The organism is Dinoroseobacter sp. S124A (assembly GCF_049801015.1).
Lineage (GTDB): Bacteria > Pseudomonadota > Alphaproteobacteria > Rhodobacterales > Rhodobacteraceae > Dinoroseobacter.
Map to the genome: position 1 here is coordinate 886,146 of NZ_JBNAGD010000001.1, position 19,951 is coordinate 906,096.

The 19,951-nt window shown below is 65.2% G+C and carries 22 protein-coding genes; 13 read left to right on the forward strand and 9 right to left on the reverse strand.

The features are described 5' to 3' along the window. Window positions 1–111: 111 nt before the first annotated feature. Window positions 112–1,437, forward strand: a complete 1,326-nt coding sequence (locus ACP15I_RS04380; protein WP_424974038.1) for an esterase-like activity of phytase family protein — start codon at window positions 112–114, stop codon at window positions 1,435–1,437. Between the two features lie 6 nt (window positions 1,438–1,443). On the opposite strand, the gene ACP15I_RS04385 is transcribed toward ACP15I_RS04380, so the two are convergent. From ACP15I_RS04385 to ACP15I_RS04395, 3 genes are read right to left on the reverse strand one after another with little or no spacing between them, the layout of a single operon-like run. After that, window positions 1,444–2,028 carry an exopolysaccharide biosynthesis protein gene (locus ACP15I_RS04385; RefSeq protein ID WP_424974039.1) on the reverse strand — a complete coding sequence of 195 codons (585 nt, stop codon included), beginning with the start codon at window positions 2,026–2,028 and terminating at the stop codon, window positions 1,444–1,446. 22 nt (window positions 2,029–2,050) lie between these two features. Continuing rightward, window positions 2,051–3,658, reverse strand: coding sequence for a peptide chain release factor 3 (locus ACP15I_RS04390; RefSeq protein WP_424974040.1), 1,608 nt, complete (start codon window positions 3,656–3,658; stop codon window positions 2,051–2,053). Window positions 3,659–3,700: 42 nt separating this feature from the next. After that, on the reverse strand, window positions 3,701–3,892 hold the full coding sequence (locus ACP15I_RS04395) for a hypothetical protein (RefSeq protein ID WP_424974041.1): 192 nt from the start codon (window positions 3,890–3,892) through the stop codon (window positions 3,701–3,703). A 112-nt stretch (window positions 3,893–4,004) separates the two neighbouring features. Here ACP15I_RS04395 and ACP15I_RS04400 point away from each other — a divergent pair, with 112 nt between their 5' ends. Beyond that, entirely contained in the window at window positions 4,005–4,391 is a 387-nt protein-coding gene (locus tag ACP15I_RS04400) for a SnoaL-like domain-containing protein (protein WP_424974042.1), read from the forward strand. A 124-nt stretch (window positions 4,392–4,515) separates the two neighbouring features. On the opposite strand, the gene ACP15I_RS04405 is transcribed toward ACP15I_RS04400, so the two are convergent. After that, window positions 4,516–5,358 carry a universal stress protein gene (locus ACP15I_RS04405; protein WP_424974043.1) on the reverse strand — a complete coding sequence of 281 codons (843 nt, stop codon included), beginning with the start codon at window positions 5,356–5,358 and terminating at the stop codon, window positions 4,516–4,518. Between the two features lie 138 nt (window positions 5,359–5,496). Here ACP15I_RS04405 and ACP15I_RS04410 point away from each other — a divergent pair, with 138 nt between their 5' ends. The 3 genes from ACP15I_RS04410 to ACP15I_RS04420 all read left to right on the forward strand — a co-directional run bounded on the left by ACP15I_RS04410 (window position 5,497) and on the right by ACP15I_RS04420 (window position 8,917). Beyond that, a complete protein-coding gene (locus ACP15I_RS04410; protein WP_424974044.1) occupies window positions 5,497–6,276 on the forward strand; it encodes an SDR family oxidoreductase in 780 nt (259 codons plus the stop codon). Between the two features lie 117 nt (window positions 6,277–6,393). Beyond that, complete coding sequence (locus ACP15I_RS04415) at window positions 6,394–7,776, forward strand: sodium:proline symporter (protein ID WP_424974045.1); 1,383 nt, start codon at window positions 6,394–6,396, stop codon at window positions 7,774–7,776. 52 nt (window positions 7,777–7,828) lie between these two features. Continuing rightward, window positions 7,829–8,917 (forward strand): ABC transporter ATP-binding protein, encoded by a 1,089-nt coding sequence (locus ACP15I_RS04420; protein WP_424974046.1) that lies wholly within the window; start codon window positions 7,829–7,831, stop codon window positions 8,915–8,917. Here ACP15I_RS04420 and ACP15I_RS04425 read toward each other — a convergent pair. Beyond that, the gene (locus ACP15I_RS04425; RefSeq protein ID WP_424974047.1) at window positions 8,914–9,588 is read right to left on the reverse strand and encodes a helix-turn-helix transcriptional regulator; all 675 of its coding nucleotides are present in this window, start codon (window positions 9,586–9,588) and stop codon (window positions 8,914–8,916) included. The two genes, ACP15I_RS04420 and ACP15I_RS04425, sit on opposite strands and share 4 nt — an antisense overlap. A 182-nt stretch (window positions 9,589–9,770) precedes the next feature. Here ACP15I_RS04425 and ACP15I_RS04430 point away from each other — a divergent pair, with 182 nt between their 5' ends. The 4 genes from ACP15I_RS04430 to ACP15I_RS04445 are packed head-to-tail and all read left to right on the forward strand — an operon-like array spanning window position 9,771 to window position 12,315. Then, the gene (locus tag ACP15I_RS04430; protein ID WP_424966641.1) at window positions 9,771–9,989 is read left to right on the forward strand and encodes a twin-arginine translocase TatA/TatE family subunit; all 219 of its coding nucleotides are present in this window, start codon (window positions 9,771–9,773) and stop codon (window positions 9,987–9,989) included. Window positions 9,990–10,007: 18 nt separating this feature from the next. Beyond that, a complete protein-coding gene (gene tatB / locus ACP15I_RS04435; protein WP_424966640.1) occupies window positions 10,008–10,484 on the forward strand; it encodes a Sec-independent protein translocase protein TatB in 477 nt (158 codons plus the stop codon). 8 nt (window positions 10,485–10,492) lie between these two features. Then, entirely contained in the window at window positions 10,493–11,470 is a 978-nt protein-coding gene (tatC, locus tag ACP15I_RS04440; protein WP_424966639.1) for a twin-arginine translocase subunit TatC, read from the forward strand. Then, window positions 11,467–12,315, forward strand: coding sequence for an ATP-binding protein (locus ACP15I_RS04445; RefSeq protein WP_424974048.1), 849 nt, complete (start codon window positions 11,467–11,469; stop codon window positions 12,313–12,315). Before tatC ends, ACP15I_RS04445 begins: the two co-directional genes overlap by 4 nt. A 123-nt stretch (window positions 12,316–12,438) precedes the next feature. Here ACP15I_RS04445 and ACP15I_RS04450 read toward each other — a convergent pair whose 3' ends face one another. Both ACP15I_RS04450 and ACP15I_RS04455 read right to left on the reverse strand, forming a co-directional pair. Further along, window positions 12,439–13,026, reverse strand: coding sequence for a retropepsin-like aspartic protease family protein (locus ACP15I_RS04450; RefSeq protein ID WP_424966638.1), 588 nt, complete (start codon window positions 13,024–13,026; stop codon window positions 12,439–12,441). A 42-nt stretch (window positions 13,027–13,068) separates the two neighbouring features. Further along, window positions 13,069–13,695: a MarC family protein gene (locus tag ACP15I_RS04455; protein ID WP_424974049.1), complete on the reverse strand. Its 627-nt coding sequence runs from the start codon at window positions 13,693–13,695 to the stop codon at window positions 13,069–13,071. A 103-nt stretch (window positions 13,696–13,798) separates the two neighbouring features. Here ACP15I_RS04455 and ACP15I_RS04460 point away from each other — a divergent pair, with 103 nt between their 5' ends. Further along, window positions 13,799–14,506: a hypothetical protein gene (locus ACP15I_RS04460; protein WP_424974050.1), complete on the forward strand. Its 708-nt coding sequence runs from the start codon at window positions 13,799–13,801 to the stop codon at window positions 14,504–14,506. A gap of 4 nt (window positions 14,507–14,510) precedes the next feature. Here the strand turns inward: ACP15I_RS04460 and ACP15I_RS04465 are convergent, their stop codons facing one another. After that, window positions 14,511–16,367: an ABC-F family ATP-binding cassette domain-containing protein gene (locus ACP15I_RS04465; RefSeq protein ID WP_424974051.1), complete on the reverse strand. Its 1,857-nt coding sequence runs from the start codon at window positions 16,365–16,367 to the stop codon at window positions 14,511–14,513. A gap of 243 nt (window positions 16,368–16,610) precedes the next feature. Here ACP15I_RS04465 and ndk point away from each other — a divergent pair, with 243 nt between their 5' ends. Both ndk and ACP15I_RS04475 read left to right on the forward strand, forming a co-directional pair. Then, window positions 16,611–17,033 carry a nucleoside-diphosphate kinase gene (gene ndk / locus ACP15I_RS04470; protein WP_424966634.1) on the forward strand — a complete coding sequence of 141 codons (423 nt, stop codon included), beginning with the start codon at window positions 16,611–16,613 and terminating at the stop codon, window positions 17,031–17,033. A gap of 130 nt (window positions 17,034–17,163) precedes the next feature. Then, window positions 17,164–17,553, forward strand: coding sequence for a hypothetical protein (locus ACP15I_RS04475; protein WP_424974052.1), 390 nt, complete (start codon window positions 17,164–17,166; stop codon window positions 17,551–17,553). Here the strand turns inward: ACP15I_RS04475 and ACP15I_RS04480 are convergent. Next, window positions 17,550–17,885, reverse strand: a complete 336-nt coding sequence (locus ACP15I_RS04480) for a TfoX/Sxy family DNA transformation protein (RefSeq protein ID WP_424974053.1) — start codon at window positions 17,883–17,885, stop codon at window positions 17,550–17,552. The genes ACP15I_RS04475 and ACP15I_RS04480 overlap by 4 nt on opposite strands. A gap of 723 nt (window positions 17,886–18,608) precedes the next feature. On the opposite strand from ACP15I_RS04480, the gene ACP15I_RS04485 reads away from it, so the two are divergent. Beyond that, complete coding sequence (locus ACP15I_RS04485; RefSeq protein WP_424966954.1) at window positions 18,609–19,919, forward strand: ABC transporter substrate-binding protein; 1,311 nt, start codon at window positions 18,609–18,611, stop codon at window positions 19,917–19,919. The last annotated feature ends 32 nt before the right edge of the window (window positions 19,920–19,951 follow it).

A 19,951-nucleotide genomic window follows, 5' to 3' on the forward strand; every position in this document is an offset into this window, starting at 1 on the left:
GGGTCAAATGCTGCGCTGCCGCAGGGTGTCGTGCAAGTGTTACCGGATCGACAAGGGAGTGTCGCAGAGCGCCGGCAGGGTGCCGTCATCTCGCCATAGGGAGACACGAGAATGACACGCTTCACGACCTCAGCCGCCTTTGCCGCCCTGATCGCGGCCACGCCTGCCGTTGCGCAGGATATGGTGGGCGCGACCCTTGCCGGACATGCGGTTCTGCCGGCCTTCACCTTTTCCGCGCCACCTGCGGATGCCCCGGCCGAAACCTGGATCTCGGGGCGCTATACGGCCGGTGCCACGCCGGTGCGCGCGCCGCAAAGCCTCGCGCCGCGCAACGGGCTGGCACGGCCCTTTTTTGGCCAGCCGGTGCAGGGATTCTCGGGCTATGCCCAGACCCGCGCCGAGGATGGCAGCCTCTATGCGCTGATCGACAATGGCTATGGCTCCAAGGCCAACAGCGCGGACATCCTGCTGTCCTTCACCCGCATCGCCCCGGATTTCGAGAGCGGCGAGATCGCCCTGTTGGAGCGCGTCTGGCTGCGCGACCCTGAGGGCCGCGTGCCGTTCCGGATCATCCATGAGGCGACTGAGGAACGCTATCTGACCGGCGCGGATTTCGACCTCGAAGGGATGCAGGTCGTCGGCGACCGGGTCTATATTGGCGAGGAGTTCGGGCCCTATCTGATCGAGGCGACCCTGGACGGCGTCGTAACCGGCGTGTTCCCGACGATGTTGGAGGGGCAGGAGGTCCGCTCTCCGGATCATCCGGCCCTGCGCATTCCGGCGCAGGCGGGGGTCGATTGGACCCTGCCGCGCTCAGGCGGTTACGAGGGGCTGGCGCTTGCGCCCGACGGCACGCTCTGGGGCATGCTGGAAAAGCCGCTTCTGGCCGAGACCGGCGAGAGCGAGGGAGACTTCCTTCGGGTGCTGGCTTTTGATCCCGAGGCCCGCGACTGGACCGGGCGGAGTTTCAAATTTGCGCTCACCGAAGGGGCCGTGGCGATCGGGGATTTCAACTTCATCGACGAGACCCGCGCACTGGTGATCGAGCGCGATGGCGGGCAGGGGCATCCGAGCCTGGCTTGCGCCGAGGGACAGAGCGAGGGCTGTTTCCCCCGCCCGGCCGGGGTCAAGCGCATCACGCTGATCGACACGTCCGAAATAGGCGATGACGGCTTTGTCGCCCGGATTGCCCAGATCGACCTGATGGACATCGCGGATCCGGATGGGTTGGCGCGGCTCGAGACCGATGGCGACATCCCAGAGGGCCGGTTTGCCTTCCCCTTCGTGACCATCGAGAGCGTGATCCGCGACGGCGACGAGCACATCCTTGTCTCCAACGACAACAACCTGCCCTTCTCGGCGGGGCGCAAGCTGGGCGTGGCCGACAGCAACGAGATCATCCGCCTGCACGTGCCCGAACTGCTCTCGGCGCGCTAGATCCCGCTACCAGATCACGCTGGCCGCGGTTCCAAGGATCGCGGTCACCGCAAGGGCCGTGACCCAGCCATCTCCGGCGGTCATCCCCAGCCCGAGCAAAAGAACGGGCAGGCAGAGCAAGAACGGCAGCCCCGGGATCGCGCCAAACACGATGATGACCCCGCCCACCAGCGCCAGACAAAGCGCGATGGCAAACTCCACCAGCCAAATCTCGAGGATCCACAGCCCCCGGGGCCGGATGATCCGGGACAGACGGTCGGCCGCGCGCCGCAGGGCGGGCAGGGCCTTGAGGACAGGACCAGGAGGCAGGCGCACCCGTCGCAACCAGCCGGGCAGCGAGACGCGCGCGTCCCCGATGGCCAGCGCAAAGCCCGACAGGGCCAGCGCGACCCCGGCGACGGCAGGCAAGAACGGGATCATCCCCAAGGGCAGGATCATGAGTGTCGCAAGTAGCGCGATGATCGGTCCGTGACCGCGCACGCCCAGCACATCGACGATGGTCCCCACCGTCGGAGCCTCCTGCCGGAGCACATGTTCCAGCGCGTCGAGCAGGCTCAGGAAGGGCGCGTCCTGCGCCGGGCGGTCGCTCATCCCGGCGGCCCGCCCGCCGGGATCACACCATCATTTCCTTGGTCGCCGTCAGGGTCAGGTCCGGGTAGTCGCGTTCGATCCGGTCGATATCCCATTGCAAACGCGTCAGAAAGACCGGGTCGCCGTCATGGTCGAAGGCGATATGCTGGGTGTTGGCGGCCTGCACCTTGTCAACCGCATCCTTGTCGCCATTGATCCAGCGGGCCGAGGTGAATTGCGACGGCTCGAACCGCACGGGCAGGCCGTATTCCAGCTCGATCCGGCTGGCGAGCACTTCGAACTGCAACTGTCCGACCACGCCCACGATGAAGCCCGACCCGATCGCCGGTTTGAACACCTTGGCAGCACCTTCCTCGGCAAACTGCATGAGCGCCTTTTCCAGATGCTTGGCCTTGAGCGGATCGCCTGCGCGCGCGGTCTGCAACAGCTCTGGCGCGAAAGAGGGGATGCCGGTGATCCGGATCGCCTCGCCCTCGGTCAGGGCATCGCCGATCCGCAGCTGGCCGTGGTTCGGGATGCCGATGATATCGCCGGCCCAGGCTTCTTCGGCGAGCTCGCGGTCCGAGGCGAGAAACAGCACCGGGTTCGAGATCGCCATGGGCTTTTTCGAGCGCACATGGGTCAGCTTCATCCCCCGCTTGAAATGGCCCGAGACCATGCGGACGAAGGCCACCCGGTCCCGGTGCTTGGGATCCATATTCGCCTGCACCTTGAAGACGAAGCCCGTGACTTTCTTTTCGTCCGGGCTGACCTGCCGGGGCTCGGCGGGCTGGATCTGCGGCTCGGGGCCGTATTCGCCGATCCCGTCCATCAGCTCCTTGACGCCGAAAGAGTTAATCGCCGAGCCGAACCAGATCGGCGTCAGCGTCCCGTCGCGCAGCGCCTGCGCATCCAGCGGCGGCAGCAGCTCGCGCGCCATCTCGACCTCTTCGAGGAACTTCTCGAGCAGTTCGGGCGGCACGTTTTCGGCCAGTTTCGGATCGTCCAGCCCGTTGATCTCGATGCTTTCGGCGACCTTGTTGCGGTCGGCCCGGTCCATCAGCTCCAGCCGGTCATGGAGCAGGTCATAACAGCCTAGAAACTCGCGGCCCATCCCGATGGGCCAGCTGGCCGGGGTGACGTCAATCGCGAGGTTCTCTTGAATCTCGTCGATGATATCGAACACGTCCCGGCTCTCGCGGTCCATCTTGTTACAGAAGGTCAGGATCGGCAGGTCCCGCAACCGGCAGACCTCGAACAGCTTCTGGGTCTGGCTCTCGACGCCCTTGGCGCCATCGATCACCATCACGGCGGCGTCTACCGCCGTCAGCGTGCGATAGGTGTCTTCGGAGAAATCCGAGTGGCCCGGCGTGTCCACCAGATTGAACCGGAAGTCCTTGTAATCAAAAGACATCGCCGAGGCCGAGACCGAGATGCCCCGGTCCTTTTCCATGGCGAGGAAGTCCGAGCGCGTGCGCCGGGCCTCGCCCTTGGCGCGGACCTGTCCGGCCATCTGGATCGCGCCCCCATAAAGGAGGAACTTCTCCGTCAGCGTGGTCTTGCCCGCATCCGGGTGCGAGATGATCGCAAAGGTGCGGCGGCGCCCGATCTCGGGCGGCAGGTCGGGGGCGTTATGGGTGCGGTCGAGCATGGGGCGGATATAGCGAGCCGCCCGCATGAAGGGAAGACGCGCCTAGCAGGAGTTGCCAGTATTGCGCCAGCGCCCGTCCAGACACTGGTAGACCCGGCCATTGCGGCAGGTCTTGTACCACTCCGGATAGGTCTCGCCATTCCATGTGCAGCTTGAGGTGACGACCTCGTCCACGATCGGGCTGGTGGTGGCGGGGTCGGGCGCATCGGCCTGCGGCAGTGTATCATCCGTCATTTCAGTCCTCCTCCGGATCAGCCTAGCGCAGGACCGCTGATCCGAGAAGAAGGTTAATGGCGACCTTGACCGGGGTGCGCGACTCGGGCCATGGTGAGAACATTAATAGAACATGAAGGGGTTTCAAATGGACCTGAAAGAGATTGCCATGGCCGTCAAAACGGCCAATGAAACGAATGAGACGGGTGCATTGCTGGACAACCATTACGCCGAGGATTGCGTCTCGGTTGAGGCGGCAACGATGCCCGGCACGGACAGCCCCGAGACCGTGGGGCTCGACGGGATCCGCGCAAAGCACGCCTGGTGGGAATCGGAGATGGAGTTCATCTCCGGCACGATCGAGGGGCCGCATCTGCATGGGGAGGATCGCTTTGCACTGGTGTTCAAATCCCTGATCCGGGAAAAGGCCAGTGGCAACGAGATCCCCATGGAAGAGGTCGCGATCTACACGGTCACCGACGGCAAGATCTCGCGCGAAGAGTTCTTCTACACCATGTGATCGCGCCCCGGGCGCGCTGTGCACCCTTCGGGTGTGTGCTCTTGTCATGCAGGGTAACACCCAGCGTCCCGATTGTGAGCGGCGCTGGGTGTTGTGCGCTGTGTAGGCCCTCGGCGGCCCCGGCCTAGCCCGCCGCGGGCGCGATCAGCAGATCGCAGGGCGGCTTGCGGATCATATCGGCGGTGAAACTGCCAAGCATCCGATCTAGAATGCCTTGCTTTGTATGCCCCCCGAGGCAGATCAGGTCTGCCGGTTGCGCAGCCATGGCCAGCTCCACCAGACGGGGCAGGGCGACCGTGTCGGGCTCTGGCGCGCTCAGCCCCCGCAGGGCGGGGTTGGCCGCCAGCCAGTCCTGCGCCTGGGTCACGGCATCATCCACAAAGGGTTTCGGATCGACCATCTGGGTGATTTCCCCCACCGCGCCCGGGGCGGCGACCACGGTCTGATAGGGGACCCCCACCGCATGGAGAAGCCGGATCTCGGCCGTCGGGGCCAAGGCGCGCGCGGCCGTGACGGCGGCGGCGCAGGCCGCAGAGAAATCCACGGGGGCCAGAACCTCGCGGTACTCCGCCTCGACCGGTGCGGTCACCAGAAGGACCGGCCGCGGGGCCGCCTGCACCAGTTTCTCCAGCGTGGTCAGGCGCATGCTGTCCAGCAATCCGCCCTGGTGATGCGGCCCGACCACCACCAGATCCGCGCCACAGCGCGTTGCGGCGTGGTGCACCTCGCTCACCGGATCACCGCAGGCCACTACGATCTCGACCGTCAGGGACGGGTATTCCGGGCGCTGGCTGATCATCGCCTTCAGCGTGGCCTCCCGCGCCGAGATCTCCGCATCCTGCGCCGTGCCCGGCAGCACCGAGACCACGCAGAGCCGCGCCCCATGCCGTTGGGCCAGCCGCGCCGCCCGGGCCAGGGCCCGGTCCGCATCGCCATGCAGGTCTGTTGCAACACAGATGGAATCCATCGCGTCCTCCGCTGTTTTGGATGTCATCATTCTAACCCGGTTCCCGCCCTCTGAGGTTGACCGGGATCAAAACCGCGCTTGGCTAGGTCGCTTTTGGCGGCTAGGTCTGCGGCAGAAATGGCCAAGGGAGGGCATGAGATGGATCTGGGGTTGAAGGGCAAGCGGGCACTGGTCTGTGCGGCTTCCAAGGGTTTGGGGCGCGGCTGTGCCGAGGCGCTGGCCGAGGCCGGTGTGGCCCTGACGATCAATGCGCGTGGGGTCGACGCGCTGGAGGCGACGGCACAGCATCTGCGCGACACCTATGGCGTTCCGGTGACGGCCGTTGCCGGGGATATCACCGACGAGGCCGCCCGGGCCGAGGTTCTGGCCGCCGCAGGGGAGGTGGACATCCTCGTGACGAATGCGGGCGGTCCCCCTCCGGGGCTCTGGTCCGACTGGGACCGCGAGCATTTCATCGCAGCGCTCGACGCCAATATGCTGACCCCGATCGCGCTGATGAAGGCGCTCTTGCCGGGGATGATGGACCGGGGCTGGGGCCGGGTGGTCAACATCACCTCCTCCTCGGTGAAATCGCCGATCCCGCAACTGGGCCTGTCCAATGCGGCGCGCACCGGGCTGACCGGCTATGTGGCCGGCACCTCCCGGCAGGTCGCGTCCAAGGGCGTGACGATCAACAATCTTTGCCCGGGGATCCACGCCACGGACCGCGCTGACGCGCTCGATACGGCTGTTACCCAAAGCACTGGCGTGACGCTGGACGAGGCCCGCGCGACGCGCGCGGCGACTATCCCGGCGCGCCGCTACGGCACGAGTGCGGAGTTCGGCGCAACCTGCGCATTTCTCTGCTCGCAGCATGCGGGGTACATCGTCGGTCAGAACATCGTGCTGGATGGCGGGGCGATCGTCGCAACGATCTGACCTGCGGCCCTGTCACGTTTGGCTCACTTTCCCGTGGCCGCCCGCGCTTGACACTTTTGTCCGGGCGCGGGCGCTGCTAGCCCTGAGACAAGGGCTGACAGACAGGGAACATCCGGAATGATGACAATCTATGTGGCGCTCGCCTTCGTGCTGGTCGCGGCGGCGAGCGTGGCGGTCGCCCCGCGGCGCGCCAGTGTCGAGGGCTTTTTCGGCGGGGCCAGTGCCTCGGGCACGGCGCCGGGCCTCTGGACCCTCGTGCTGAGCCAAGTGACCACTTGGATTTTCGCGCGCTCGCTGATGAACGCGGCGATCCTGGGCTATTTCTACGGCATGCCCGGCACCCTGGCCTATGCCGCCTATTACGGCTCCTTCCTGTCGGGGGGCTTCATCGTGGCGCGGATCCGCGCGCGGGGCGGGCGGTCGATCCAGGACTGGCTCGGCCAGCGCTTCGGGCGCACCGGGCAGGGCACCTATAACGTCGTGATCGCCCTGCGGCTTCTTTCCGAAGTGTTTGCCAACCTGCTGGTCGTCGGTCTGATCTTTGACGCGCTCCTGCCCGAGGCCGGGGCCGGAACCGTGGCGGTGATCGCGGTGGCGGTGCTGGGTCTGGCCTATTCCGCTTGGGGCGGGCTGTCGGCGGCGCTGCGGACGGATGTTGTGCAGATGCTGCTGTTCCTTGTGGTCTTCGGCATCGCCTTTCTGGCGCTGGTGATGAGCCCGGACTTCTCGTTCAGTGCGGTAGTGACCGCCGAGGGCACGTCCGGCGCGCGGCAGGGCTGGATCCTGCTGGCGGTGGCAGCGTTGCAAGTCTTTTCCTACCCGGCCCATGATCCGGTGATGATGGATCGCGGGTTTCTGGCCGATGAGAAGACGACCAAATGGTCCTTTCTCCATGCTTTCTGGATCTCGGTGCTGTGCATTCTGGGTTTTGGAATGTTCGGCATTCAGGCCAGCCTCGTCGGGGCGGAATATGAGGGCCAGCTGCTGGGCACTTGGGCGACCATGTTCCCGGGCTGGGTCTGGGCGGCGCTGATGCTGTCGCTGCTGATCTCGGCGCTGAGCACGCTCGATTCCGCGCTCAGCTCGGCGGCCCGCGTCACCGTCGAAGAGCTGGGCCTCCTGCCGCGCAGCCTGACCGGCGGGCGCATCGCCATGGTGGCCTTCATGGTGCTGGGCGCGGGGCTGACCCTTTGGGGCAACAGCTCGCTCTTTGATGCGGTGGCGGTCAGCGGCACGGCTTCGATGTTCCTGACGCCGGTGCTGGTGGTCGGGCTCGTGATGCAACGGCAGATCCCGCTCTGGTCCTATCTCGTGGCGTTTGGCGCGGCGATCCTCGGGGCGGCGGCGTATTTCCTGCGCGCGACCGAGTTTTTCGCGGCGATCCTGCCCGAGGCCCATAAATACGACCAACTGCTGGTGATCTGCATTGCCGTGCTGGTCGTCGGCTTTGCCGCGGTGCTTTACGGTGCGCGCGTCCGTCCGCTTGCGGCGGCGGAGTAACGCTGTTACGCCTCAATCCCGATAAAAATCTTCGGGATTGAGGCGCCCCCCTTTGCAAAACGATACTGTCCCCAGGCTGCAGGTCTCGAACCTTGTGCGGGAGTTCCAAGGTCAGCGCGTCGTGGATGACGTCTCGCTGGAGGTCATGCCGGGGCAGGTGACCTGCCTCCTGGGTCCGTCCGGATGCGGCAAATCCACCACATTGCGGATCATCGCCGGGGTCGACCGGCAGACCGAAGGCACGCTGGTGGTGGATGGCGAGACGGTCTCCTCCGACCGGGTCCATCTGCCCCCGGAAGAGCGCTCCATCGGGCTGATGTTTCAGGATTTCGCGCTTTTTCCCCATCTTAGCGTCGTGGACAATGTGGGCTTCGGGCTGCAGGGCAGCCGCAAGGCCAAACGCGGGCGCGCCCTCGAACTGCTGGAGCGGGTCGGACTGGCCCCGGATGCCGAGAAATACCCGCATCAGCTTTCTGGCGGCGAGCAACAGCGCGTGGCGCTGGCCCGGTCGCTCGCACCGCGTCCCCGGGTGATGCTGATGGACGAGCCGTTCTCGGGGCTCGACAATCGGTTGCGCGACGGGATCCGGGACGACACGCTCGAGGTGCTCAAGGACGAGGGGACCGCCGTGCTGCTCGTCACCCATGAGCCCGAAGAGGCCATGCGTATGGCCGATAGCATCGCGTTGATGCGCGGCGGGCGGATCGTGCAGCAGGGCGCGCCCTACAATGTCTATAACGCGCCGGTGGACAAGGCGGCCGCGGCGTTCTTCAGCGATATCAACGTGATCTCCGGCGTTGTGGAAGGCGCGCTGACCGCGACGCCCTTTGGTCAGTTCCTCGCCCCCGGTGTGCCCAATGGCCAGCGGGTCGAGATCGCGATCCGGCCCCAGCATCTGCGCATCGATTTCGACCGCAGCGGCAAGGGCCCGCTGCCCACTCCGCAGGATGGCACGCCCGCGCGGGGCACGGTGCAGCGGTCGCGCTTCATGGGGGCCGAAAGCCTCGTAGAGTTCCGCATGGATTTCGACGATGTCATGCTCAAGGCCAAGGTGCCGGGGGTGTTCATGCCCAAGCCGGGCACAGTGCTGTGGCTCTCGCTGCGGCGGGATCGCTGCTTCGTGTTTCCGGCGGTGGATTAACGGGCCGCGCGTAGGGCGGCGACGTCCTTGCCCGGCTCTTCGACGAAGAGCGCGCGCAGCACCTCCACCTCGGTGATCTCGTCGAGCCGGATGTCGTGGAACCGGTTGCAGGTTTCGCACCAAGCACCACAAACCCAGATCCGCCCCCAATACTCCAGGGCCAGGGGCCGGATCCGGTGGGGCATCCCGTCCCGGACGACCGAGAGCTTCTGTCGCCCGCGCAAGGCCGCGCGCAGGGTGGGCAGAAACTCCAGATGTCGGGCCTGCATGCCCGTGGGGGTCGGGGTGAAGCCCCAGACCGCCCCGGCGGTGCGACCATCCTCGGGCAACACCGCATCGAGCCGCTGCGACAGGCTTTCGGCGGCGGCGCGCAGGCCCGGGTCGCCGGCCTCGCCGATGATCGACAAACCGAGATGGAGCGCTTCGAGCTCGCTGCGCGACAGGGCCAGCGGGGGCAGGGTGATCTCGGCGGTCATGGCATAGCCCTTGCCCGGACGGCCCGCCACCGGCACGCCTTCGGCCTGCAACCGTTCCATATCCCGATAGATTGTCCGTTCGGTCACGCCAAAGCGCGCGGCGAGATCCGTCGCCACATGGGTGCGACCATCGCGGAGCGTCAGGATCAGGTCCTGGAGCCGGGCCGCGCGGGACGAAGGGGCAGGATCGGGCATATCCTGACATTAACTTGTCAGGGTGTGTGCGGCAATGCCCGTTGCCCGGATCTCTGGCCCGCAAATCATGGGCCTTGTCCGGGCCGCAGGCATTTGGCGCTTTTCATCCCCGGCGGGCTTGCCTAGCTCTGGGGATAACAGGCGGCCCGGTCCCGGGGCGCGACGCTAACGGAGTCAGACACATGCTCAACAATATTGGTCTTCCCGGCCTTCTCCTCATCGCTGTCGTGGTGCTCGTGCTTTTCGGGCGCGGCAAGATCAGCTCGCTCATGGGCGAGGTCGGCAAGGGCATCACCTCCTTCAAGAAGGGCGTGGCCGAGGGCAAGGAAGAGCTGGAAGACACGGCCGAAGTGGCGCGCGATGTGACGCCCGAGACCGAGACCGAAAAAGACAAAGTCTGATCCGGATCGGATCGCAGGATGTTTGACCTCGGCTGGACTGAGCTGTTGGTGGTTGGCGTTGTCGCGCTGATCGTCGTGGGGCCCAAGGATTTGCCCAAGCTGTTCCGCACGCTCGGGCGGTTCACGGGCAAGATGCGGGGCATGGCGCGCGAATTCAGCCGGGCCATGGATGACGCGGCCAACGAGTCCGGCGTCAAGGACATGGCCCAGGACCTGAAGGATGCGGCGAACCCCAAGAAGATGGGGATCGACCGGCTGGAGGACGCGGCCTCGTCCTTTGAGAAATGGCAGCCCGGCTCGAACACCTCGAAACTCTCCAAGGACCGGGCCGAAGCCGCGCGCAAGATCCACGAGGTCAGCGCCAAGCACGCGCAGGAGCGGCTCGACAAGGAAGCCGCCGCCAAGGCAGCCGACACAGCCGCGACCGCCGCCGCCGAGCCGGCCGAGAGCCCGGCCCCGGCGCCCTCTGCGCCGCCCACAACTGACAAAGCCTGAGCGCCCCCATGTCCAAATCCGATGACGATATCGAAGAGTCCAGCGCCCCGCTGATCGAGCATCTGGCCGAGCTGCGCACGCGGCTCATCCGCTCGGTTGCAGCCTTCATCGTGGGGATCGTGCTGGCCTTCACCGTGGCCGAGCCGATTCTGCAATTCCTGCTGGTGCCGATCGAGGAAACCTTGCGCGAGCTGGGCGACCCGTCGCCGACCTTGCAGTATACCTCGCCGCAGGAATACCTGTTCACGCTGTTCCGGATCTCGATGGTCTTCGGCTTTGCGCTGGCCTTCCCGGTCATCGCGCATCAGCTCTGGCGTTTCGTGGCGCCAGGCCTCTATCGCACGGAAAAAGCGGCGTTTTTGCCTTTCATCATTGCCTCGCCCTTCATGTTCCTGCTCGGTGCGTCTTTCGCGCATTTCGTGGTGACACCGCTGGCGATGGCATTCTTTCTGGGCTTTGCCGATGTCAGCTCGATCTTCGCCAACCTGATGTCCCGCGCGGTCACCGAGGTCGAGATCCCCGTGGACACACTGGTCGTGCCGGAAACAGCAGAGGGCGTGCGCATCACCTTCTTTGGCAAGGTGAACGAGAGCCTTGATATCACGCTGAAATTCATCATGGCCTTTGGCTTGTGCTTTCAGTTGCCGGTGATGCTGACGCTCATGGGTAAGGCGGGACTTGTCTCTGCGCCCGGTCTCGCCTCAGTGCGCAAATATGCGATGGTGGGCATCCTGCTGCTGGCCGCGCTGGTGACGCCGCCGGATGTGGTGACCCAGCTCATTCTCTTCGTGGTGGTTTACGGCCTTTACGAGGTGTCGATCTTCCTCGTGCGGCGCGTTGAGAAAAAGCGCGAAAAGGAGCTGCGGGCGCAGGGCCTTTGGGACGAGGATGACGCGGAGCCGGATCTCGAGAACGATCCTCTCTATGACGAGTTTCGGGACGAGGATGACCCGACCACCCCGACCACCGGAGGCGGCAAGGCGTGAGTGACGACATGATGCTGCGGATTGCCGAGGCGCTCGAGCGCCTCGCCCCGCCGCCCCTGGCCGCGCCGGATTTCACCGCCGCCGATGCCTTTCTGTGGCAGGAGCGGCCCGAAGCGGTCCTGCCGGTGGAGAATGTGAACCGGGTGGATATCGCGCTGCTGGTCGGGATCGCCCGGGCACGGGATACGCTGCTGGAAAACACGCTGCAGTTTGCGCGCGGGATGGCGGCGAATAATGCGCTGCTCTGGGGCTCGCGCGGGATGGGGAAGTCCTCGCTGGTCAAGGCCGTCCATGCGGAGGTGCTGCGCCAGGGCTTGCCGCTGAAGCTGGTGGAGGTCCCGCGCGAGGATCTGGCCAGTATCGGACGGCTGCTCGACCATCTGAGGGCCGCGCCGAACCATCGCTTCGTGCTCTATTGCGATGATCTGAGCTTCAGCCATGACGATCAGCATTACAAATCGCTGAAGGCGGTGCTCGATGGCGGGATCGCCGGGCGGCCGGAGAACGTGGTGTTCTATGCCACATCGAACCGGCGCCACCTGATGCCGCGGGACATGATCGAGAATGAACGCTCGAGCGCCATCAACCCCTCCGAAGCGGTGGAAGAGAAGGTGTCCCTATCGGACCGGTTCGGTCTGTGGCTGGGCTTCCATGCCTGTGATCAGGACCAGTATCTGAGCATGATCGACGGCTATTGCGCGGCCTATGGCGTCAAGATCGCGCCAGAGACCCTGCGCGCCGAGGCCATCGAATGGCAGGCAACACGGGGCGGTCGGTCCGGGCGTGTGGCGTGGCAATTCTTCACGGATCTGGCTGGCCGACACGGCGTGTCCCTCAGCGGCTGATGCCGGGCCATGGCGTCATCCGCATGCGGATGACGCGGACCCGCGTCGCATGGACCGGTTCTCTCATGTCAGATAAGGGACGGTGCGACCGCGCTGTCCGCATGCGGACAGCGCCCGGGCATCTTACGCGCCGCGTTCGAGGATCAGGCGGCCTTCGTTGATCTCGATCCGGTCGAAACTGTTCAGATAGCTCATCCCCAGAAGCGATTTCCGCATCTCGCCGCCATTGACCACGGCGCGCACATTCTCGTCCTCAATCGCGCCGAGCCGAACCTCCCGCAGCCTGACCGGCGCGGTTTCCACGCGGCCATTGGCGGTTTGTGCAAGCCCCGAGAACATCAGGTTCTCCGGGTTGATCCCGGCCCGCAGAGCATCTGCGCGGCTCAGGACAACCTCGCTCGCGCCCGTATCCACGATGAACTCGATCGGCGTGCCGTTCACGTCCAGCACCACATGGTAATGGCCATCGCGGCTGCGTGGGATCTCGACCCGTCCGGCCTCGGCAAACACTGCCTGCTGCGGCAGACCGATGCTGCGCTGATCGTTGAACATGCCATAGCCGATCACCACCAGGGCAAAGAGCAACGCCCAGACCCCCACGGTACGCAGCATCGCCCCCAACTGCCCGCGAAACGCCATCAGCGTTCCGCCGCCCACCAGGGCCAGCAGCAACAAAAGGTATATCACATTGCCAATCGCGTTTTCATCCATGCCCTATATATAGGACAGCCTGACGCAGGGGGGAGGGGGAGGTTACAAAACTCCCAGGTCGATCATCCCATTGAGCACGAATTGCACGGAAAGTGCCGACAGAAGCATGCCCAGCAGGCGGGTGATGACATTGATCCCGACCTGACCTAACAGCCGCTCCAGCACCCCGGCCAGAAGAAACATGCCCAGAACGCAGAACAGGACCACCGCCATGACCCCATGGACCGCCGCACTGTGGACCCAATCGGATTCGGCCTCTCCGGTCAGCAGGATCATCGTCGCGATGGAACCCGGCCCCGCGATCAGCGGCGTGGCGAGCGGAAAGACCGACGGATCATCCGTGGCGCTGTCTTCGTTGCTGGCCGCCTGATCCTCGCGTCGCTTCGTACGGCGCTCGAACAGCATGTCGAGCGCGGTCAGAAACAGCAAAATCCCCCCGGCGATCCGGAATGCCGGCATGGAGATGCCCAGAAAACCCAGCACGGCTTCGCCGGCAACACCGAACAAGGTCAGCAGGCCGAGCGCGACCCCGCAGGATCGCAGCGCGATGGCCCGCCTTGCTTTGGCGTCCATGCCCTGGGTCAAGGCCACGAAGAGCGGCGCGAGACCGATGGGATCGATCACGACGAACAGGGCAACAAAGGCAGTGATGGCTTCGGGGCTGGTCATAGCCGGAGCGATAGGCGCTTCGGGCTGATCCCGCAACCCCAGCCTTGCGCTCTGGATGGGGCGGGGCCAGTCTGGCCGGGATCATGCGGTGGAGCAGGGCGTCATGTCGGACTGTCGGTTCTGTAAACATCCCTTGCGGGACAAGGCCCGCGTCTGTGCCGAGTGCGGGCGCCACCAGAAATGGGGGACCTTGCAATCGGCCAACGCGCTGGTGGCGCTGCTTGTGGCGCTCCTTTCGGTGGCCACGCTGGCCTGGGACCGGATCTACCCGGTGCTCTATCCTGATCGCGCCGTTCTGCAGATCGAGATCCGGGATCAACCGGCGCCCGAAACCCTCACCTTTGATCTGACAAACCTGTCCTCGGTGCTCGCGGCGGTGCCCCGCTTTGCCTGGTGTCGACCGGTTGCGCCGGTGCGGTTTGTCCAACGCCTCGGCTATGTGTCCAGCGACGGATATGTCGCCCTGGAGCTCACGCCGCAGGCGCCGCGGTCGCTCGGGCTCGGGGATGCGGTCGTCACGATGGCCCTGGCGCAAGATCTCTTTCCCGAGGCTGCGGTGATGCCGGGCCTCAAAGGGGCGTTTGACTGTGCCATCACGCCCTCGGATGCCCATGACAGCGTGGCCCCCCTCGAAAGCTTCCACTTTCGGCTCTTTTTCCAATATGTGCGCGGTCTACGACTTGTCAGCGCCCGCGAAGGGACGCCGGACACGTTCGGAACAAGCCTCGACCCCAATCTGTTTTTCGCAAGGGCGCAGTTCTTCGGCTGCGGCCCGGTCAATCCAGATCCCGTGCTGCCCGCCTGCGAATAGCCGCTCAGGCTGCCTTTTCGGCTCGCTCGAGTTTTTCGAGCGCGGCCATCCACATGGCCTCCGCCCGGTCGAGCCCGTCCATGACCTCGGCGTATTTCTTGTTCCAGGTTTCGAGCTCCCCGGCCTTGGCATCCTCATAGAGCGCAGGATCGGCGAGCTTGGTCGAGAGCTTCTCTTGCATCGCCGTGATCTTTTGCACCCGCTCCTCGCATTTGCGCACCTCGGCCCGTAGGGCGAGGATCGCGTCGCGCGAGGGGCGCTTGGCGGCAGGGGTGGCGGCGGGTTTGGGCTTGCGCGGCTTGTCCGGGGTCAGGAGCATCTTGCGATAGGCCTCCAGATCCTCCTCATAGGGCGCCACATGGCCGTCCTTGACCAGCCAGAGTCGGTCCGCCACGAGGCTCAGCAGATGCATGTCGTGGCTCACGAGGATCACTGCACCTGTATAGGCGGTCAGGGCCTCGACCAGCGCTTCGCGACTTTCAATATCGAGGTGGTTGGTCGGCTCATCAAGGATCAGGAGATGCGGCGCATCCAGCGTGGCCAGCAGCAGCGAGAGCCGCGCCTTTTGCCCGCCGGACAGTCGCCCGACCTCGGTTTCGGCCTGCGCCGCCATCAACCCGAACCCGGCCAGCCGGGCGCGCAGCTTGGCCTGACCCTCGGCGGGGCGGACACGCAGCAGATGCTGGAGGGGCGTCTCCTCGACCCGCAGCTCATCGACCTGATGCTGGGCAAAGAACCCGATGCGCAGCTTGTTGGAGGAGGTCATCCGCCCCTCCATCGCCTGAAGCCGTCCGGCCAGCAGTTTCGACAGGGTTGATTTGCCCTCGCCATTGCGGCCCAGCAGGGCGATCCGGTCATCCTGGTCGATCCGCAGAGACAGTTTGCGCAGCACCGGCGTGCCGTCATAGCCCACCATCGCGCCCTCTGTGGCGACGATGGGGGGGCTCAACTCTTCGGGGGTGGGAAAGCTGAACACGGTGCGGGCCGCGTCTTCGGGGGCGCGGATCGTCTCCATCTTCTCGAGCATCTTGACCCGGGACTGGGCCTGTTTCGCCTTGGAGGCCTTGGCCTTGAACCGGGTGACGAAGCTTTGCAGATGGGCGCGCTTGGCCTCTTGCTTGCGGGCGGCGGCGGCTTGCAGGGCGCGCTTTTCCGCGCGCTGGCGGGCGAACTGGTCATAGGGGCCGGAATAGAAGGTGAGCTTGCGGTCCTCGAGATGGAGGATCCCGCCCACCGCCCGGTTCAGCAAGCCCCGGTCATGGCTGACGATCAGAACCGTATGGGGATAGCGCGCCAGATAGGCCTCGAGCCAGAGCGCGCCTTCGAGATCGAGATAGTTGGTCGGCTCGTCGAGCAGCAACAGGTCGGGCTGCGAAAAGAGCACGGCCGCCAGTGCCACGCGCATCCGCCAACCGCCCGAGAAGGCCGAGCAGGGCTGGTGCGTTTCGGCCTCGGTAAAGCCCAGACCGCGCAGGATCGACGAGGCCCGCGCCTCTGCCGACCAGGCGTCGATATCCGCGAGCCGGGTCTGGATATCGGCGATCCGCCCGGGGTCGGTCGCGGTCTCGGCCTCGGCCAGCAGGGTGGCTCGTTCGGTATCGGCCGCCAGAACCGTGTTCAGCAGCGAGACCTCGTTGCCCGGCACCTCCTGGCTGACCCCGCCGATCCGCGCGCCCATGGGCAGGGAAATCTCGCCCGTATCGAGGGTCAGCTCCCCCCGGATCAGGCGAAACAGGGTGGTTTTGCCCGTGCCGTTGCGGCCCACGAGGCCGACCTTGTGGCCCGTGGGGATGACGGCGGAGGCATGCTCGAGCAGGGGGCGACCCTCGACCGAGTAGGAGATGTCTTCGATACGCAGCATGGGGGGGATGTGGCGGGGTTTGCGCGCCCTGTCAACGGCTGCGCGTGGGGCACGGACGGGACGCCTCCGGCGGGAGTATTTGGGGAACAATGAGGAGGGGTGGAGCGTGCGGGTCCGGGCCGGGCAAGGGCTGCTGCGCAAGAACGTCTTTTCAACCTGCCCGGGCCGTGTTACGCGGCGCGCGAGTTTCCGGCGGCGTGCCCGCCAGGACGACCTTCAAAAGACACCCAAGGAGCGAAGCCCATGGCCATCCAGCGCACATTTTCGATCATCAAACCCGACGCCACCAAGCGGAACCTGACCGGCAAGATCAATGCCAAGTTCGAAGAGGCCGGGCTGCGGATCGTTGCGCAGAAGCGCATCCACATGACCAAGGCGCAGGCCGGCGTGTTCTACGGTGTGCACAAGGAGCGTCCCTTCTATGACGAGCTGTGCGAGTTCATGGCCTCCGAGCCGGTGATCGTTCAGGTGCTGGAAGGCGAGGACGCCATCGCCAAGAACCGCGAAGTCATGGGCGCGACCAACCCCGCCGACGCCGCACCCGGCACGATCCGCGCCGAGTTCGCCCAGAGCGTGGGCGAGAACTCTGTCCACGGTTCCGACGCGCCGGAAACCGCAGCCGAAGAGATCGCGTATTTCTTTGCCGGGATCGAACTGGTCGGCTAAGCGCCGCCCCTTTCATGCGTATCAGAGGCCGCCTTCGGGCGGCCTTTTTTCATGGGGTTGCCCCGGCTGTGTCGCGTTCGGGCCGTATTTCCATGGTGTGGTTCGGTCCAATCGGAGCAAAGAGGTCGAGATGTGCAGATCAGCAGTCCTAGTACTTGGCGCGGCCCTTGGGCTTGCGGCCTGTGGCGGCGGCAGCCCGGACATTCTCGCGCGGCAGGTGCCCCTGGACAATGCCACGCGGCTGCAGGCGCAGGCGCTGGTGGATGCGGGGTTGCATGACCCAGACTCGTCTTTCTATCGGATGGACCGCGCGTATCTGACCGCCGAGGGCGACACGGTGATCTGCGGCTCAGTGAACGCGTTGGCTCCCAAGGGCAGTTTTTCGGGGTTCACGCCGTTTTACGTGCGCTTCGAGATGAAGGGGAAGCGGAGCAAGACCAAGCAGCTTCTGATCGACACGCAAATCGCGCCGCTGCATTGCGCGCAGATTGCTGGCGGGGTCGTGCCGCGCGCGGGCTAGCCGCTGCGGGCGGGACGCACGCCGATCTCGTCCAGAATGCGTTCGATGCCGGGGATGCCATCGGGCTGGCTCTGGGCCTTCAACCCGTCAAAACGGCCGCGCAGCGCGTCCTTCTCGGCGCCCTTCGCGTCATTCCATGGACGGCCCTGCATCCCCATCACCAGCGCATAATAGGCGATGAAATGGGGGCGGGATCCCCCGTTGAGCAACCGCAGATAGGCCGCATCCGGACCCAGATCATGCAGCATGTCGGCATCCGCGATCCCGACCGCACTCAGGGCGTCGGCCATGGCGGGGCCAATGTTTCGAACAGACGTCAGGGGCTGTGGCATGGTGCCAGACTAGTCGCGCCAGACGCGCGAGAAAAGCCCGATCCGTGAAAGCCCGATCCGTGCGGGGAGCGGCACATTTTGCGGCCCAACCGGACCCCGCAAAATGGCAGTCGCGCACGCCCGGGAACAGGGGCGCGCGCGCTGCCTGCGGGGGATCGGGGTTAGATGCTCGCCCAGTCCGTAAAGCGGAAGGGGGGCTTCTCGGCCGAGGCGCCAGAGGCTGGCTGCGGGCTCGGAACCGGGTTGGTTGTCGGTGTCGGGGTTTGATCTTGATTTTGCATTTTACTCTCCACTCACACACGCGGGGTCTTTAAAAACTCTAGCCCTGCAGAGATATGTTACCACAATCGATGCGAAATCTTTTCAAAAATTTCGCAAATTAACCTCAAATTGCGCGGAACGCCGCGCGAGGCCCGCAAGGCCGCCCAAAAAACGGGCATCTCTCCGGCGCCTTTCCCGCCGAAAAAACCCTTGCCCAAAACGGTTTGGACGGACAGTGTGTCGCACAGGAGGCATGATTGTGATCGGGAGGGGAGCCCGGGCCGTTTCTCAGACAAGTTGAAGTCTGCAACAGGCTTGCAACGGTTTTGATCAACAATGGCCCGCTCAACGCGCTTCTTTTTCCAGATTGGACCGTGTCTCGAGACAAAAAACGATCCATGGGAGGATACATTGTCTTATCACGCGACCACAAAGACCGGACGTCTGCTGCTGGGGGCTGCCATGGGGCTGGCCCTGACAGCCGGGGCGGTGCAGGCGGACACCATTCGGTTCTGGACCACCGAAGAGCAGCCCGAGCGCCTCGCCAAGCAGCAGGAGATGGCCGCGCAGTTCGAAGCGCAGACCGGCACCGCCGTCGAGGTGATCCCGGTCACCGAGAGCGATCTGGGCACCCGCGCCACGGCGGCCTTCGCGGCGGGCGATCTGCCGGATGTGATCTATCACACCCTGCAATACGCGCTGCCTTGGGCCGAGGCGGGCATTCTCGACACGGATGCGGCCAGCGAAGTGGTCGAGGATCTGGGCGAGGGGACCTTTGCGCCGGGTGCGCTGGCCATGGCTTCGACCGGGGATGGTGTGGCCTCGGTGCCCGTGGATGGCTGGACCCAGATGGTGGTCTACCGCAAGGACAAGTTCGAAGAGATGGGGCTGGAGGCGCCGACCTCCTTTGCCAATGTGACCGCCGCGCTGGAAAAGCTGCACAACCCGCCCGAGATGTATGGCTTCGTGGCCGCCACCAAGGTGGACGAGAATTTCATGTCTCAGGTGCTGGAGCATGTTTTCCTCGCCAATGGCGTGAGCCCTGTGGATGACGACGGTTTTGCGCCGCTGGACGAGGCGGCGACCACAGAGGTGCTCGACTTCTACAAGGCGATTGCCGAGGCGTCGCCCCCGGGGGAGCTCTACTGGAAGCAGTCGCGCGAGCTCTATTTCGCGGGGCAGGCGGCGATGATCATCTGGTCGCCCTTCATCCTCGACGAGCTGGCCGGTCTGCGTGACAGCGCGCCGCCCACGATCAATGATGACCCGACCAGCTCGGAGCTGGCGAGCCTGACGGGGATTGTCACCAATTTCTCGGGCCCCTCGAACCCTGATGGCGCGGCTTGGGGCGATATCCGCTATTTCGGCATCACCAATGACGCGGATACGGATGCGGCCATGGAGTTCGTGAAGTTCTCGGTCGATGAGGGCTACACCCAGACGCTCAGCATTGCGCCCGAGGGCAAGTTCCCGGTGCGCAAGGGCACGGCCGAAGAGCCGAGCAAGTTCACCGATGCCTGGTCGCAGCTGCCTGTGGGCGTGGACCGCAAGGCGCCGCTCGGGGATCTTTATGATCCGCGCATGATCGCCGAGATCGTCGGCGGGCTGGATGTGGCGCAGCGCTGGGGCGTGGCCGAGGGGCAGCTCTCGCTGGCGTCCAAGATGATCAACAGCCAGGCGATCAACCGCATCGTGCGCCAGTATATCGATGGCGAGGTGGATGCCTCGGCTGCGGTTGCGGCGATGAACGACGCGCTGTCCCAGATCAACTGATCTGAGCGGCCCATGGCGTCCCGCACAGTCGG

Excerpts from the sequence above, each read along its gene's own strand:
- ACP15I_RS04380 (WP_424974038.1), top strand. The coding sequence starts at position 112 with ATGACACGCTTCACGACCTCAGCCGCCTTTGCCGCCCTGATCGCGGCC.
- ACP15I_RS04385 (WP_424974039.1), bottom strand. The coding sequence starts at position 2,028 with ATGAGCGACCGCCCGGCGCAGGACGCGCCCTTCCTGAGCCTGCTCGAC.
- ACP15I_RS04390 (WP_424974040.1), bottom strand. The coding sequence starts at position 3,658 with ATGCTCGACCGCACCCATAACGCCCCCGACCTGCCGCCCGAGATCGGG.
- ACP15I_RS04395 (WP_424974041.1), bottom strand. The coding sequence starts at position 3,892 with ATGACGGATGATACACTGCCGCAGGCCGATGCGCCCGACCCCGCCACC.
- ACP15I_RS04400 (WP_424974042.1), top strand. The coding sequence starts at position 4,005 with ATGAAGGGGTTTCAAATGGACCTGAAAGAGATTGCCATGGCCGTCAAA.
- ACP15I_RS04405 (WP_424974043.1), bottom strand. The coding sequence starts at position 5,358 with ATGGATTCCATCTGTGTTGCAACAGACCTGCATGGCGATGCGGACCGG.
- ACP15I_RS04410 (WP_424974044.1), top strand. The coding sequence starts at position 5,497 with ATGGATCTGGGGTTGAAGGGCAAGCGGGCACTGGTCTGTGCGGCTTCC.
- ACP15I_RS04415 (WP_424974045.1), top strand. The coding sequence starts at position 6,394 with ATGATGACAATCTATGTGGCGCTCGCCTTCGTGCTGGTCGCGGCGGCG.
- ACP15I_RS04425 (WP_424974047.1), bottom strand. The coding sequence starts at position 9,588 with ATGCCCGATCCTGCCCCTTCGTCCCGCGCGGCCCGGCTCCAGGACCTG.
- ACP15I_RS04430 (WP_424966641.1), top strand. The coding sequence starts at position 9,771 with ATGCTCAACAATATTGGTCTTCCCGGCCTTCTCCTCATCGCTGTCGTG.
- tatB (WP_424966640.1), top strand. The coding sequence starts at position 10,008 with ATGTTTGACCTCGGCTGGACTGAGCTGTTGGTGGTTGGCGTTGTCGCG.
- tatC (WP_424966639.1), top strand. The coding sequence starts at position 10,493 with ATGTCCAAATCCGATGACGATATCGAAGAGTCCAGCGCCCCGCTGATC.
- ACP15I_RS04450 (WP_424966638.1), bottom strand. The coding sequence starts at position 13,026 with ATGGATGAAAACGCGATTGGCAATGTGATATACCTTTTGTTGCTGCTG.
- ACP15I_RS04455 (WP_424974049.1), bottom strand. The coding sequence starts at position 13,695 with ATGACCAGCCCCGAAGCCATCACTGCCTTTGTTGCCCTGTTCGTCGTG.
- ACP15I_RS04460 (WP_424974050.1), top strand. The coding sequence starts at position 13,799 with ATGTCGGACTGTCGGTTCTGTAAACATCCCTTGCGGGACAAGGCCCGC.
- ACP15I_RS04465 (WP_424974051.1), bottom strand. The coding sequence starts at position 16,367 with ATGCTGCGTATCGAAGACATCTCCTACTCGGTCGAGGGTCGCCCCCTG.
- ndk (WP_424966634.1), top strand. The coding sequence starts at position 16,611 with ATGGCCATCCAGCGCACATTTTCGATCATCAAACCCGACGCCACCAAG.
- ACP15I_RS04475 (WP_424974052.1), top strand. The coding sequence starts at position 17,164 with ATGTGCAGATCAGCAGTCCTAGTACTTGGCGCGGCCCTTGGGCTTGCG.
- ACP15I_RS04480 (WP_424974053.1), bottom strand. The coding sequence starts at position 17,885 with ATGCCACAGCCCCTGACGTCTGTTCGAAACATTGGCCCCGCCATGGCC.
- ACP15I_RS04485 (WP_424966954.1), top strand. The coding sequence starts at position 18,609 with ATGGGGCTGGCCCTGACAGCCGGGGCGGTGCAGGCGGACACCATTCGG.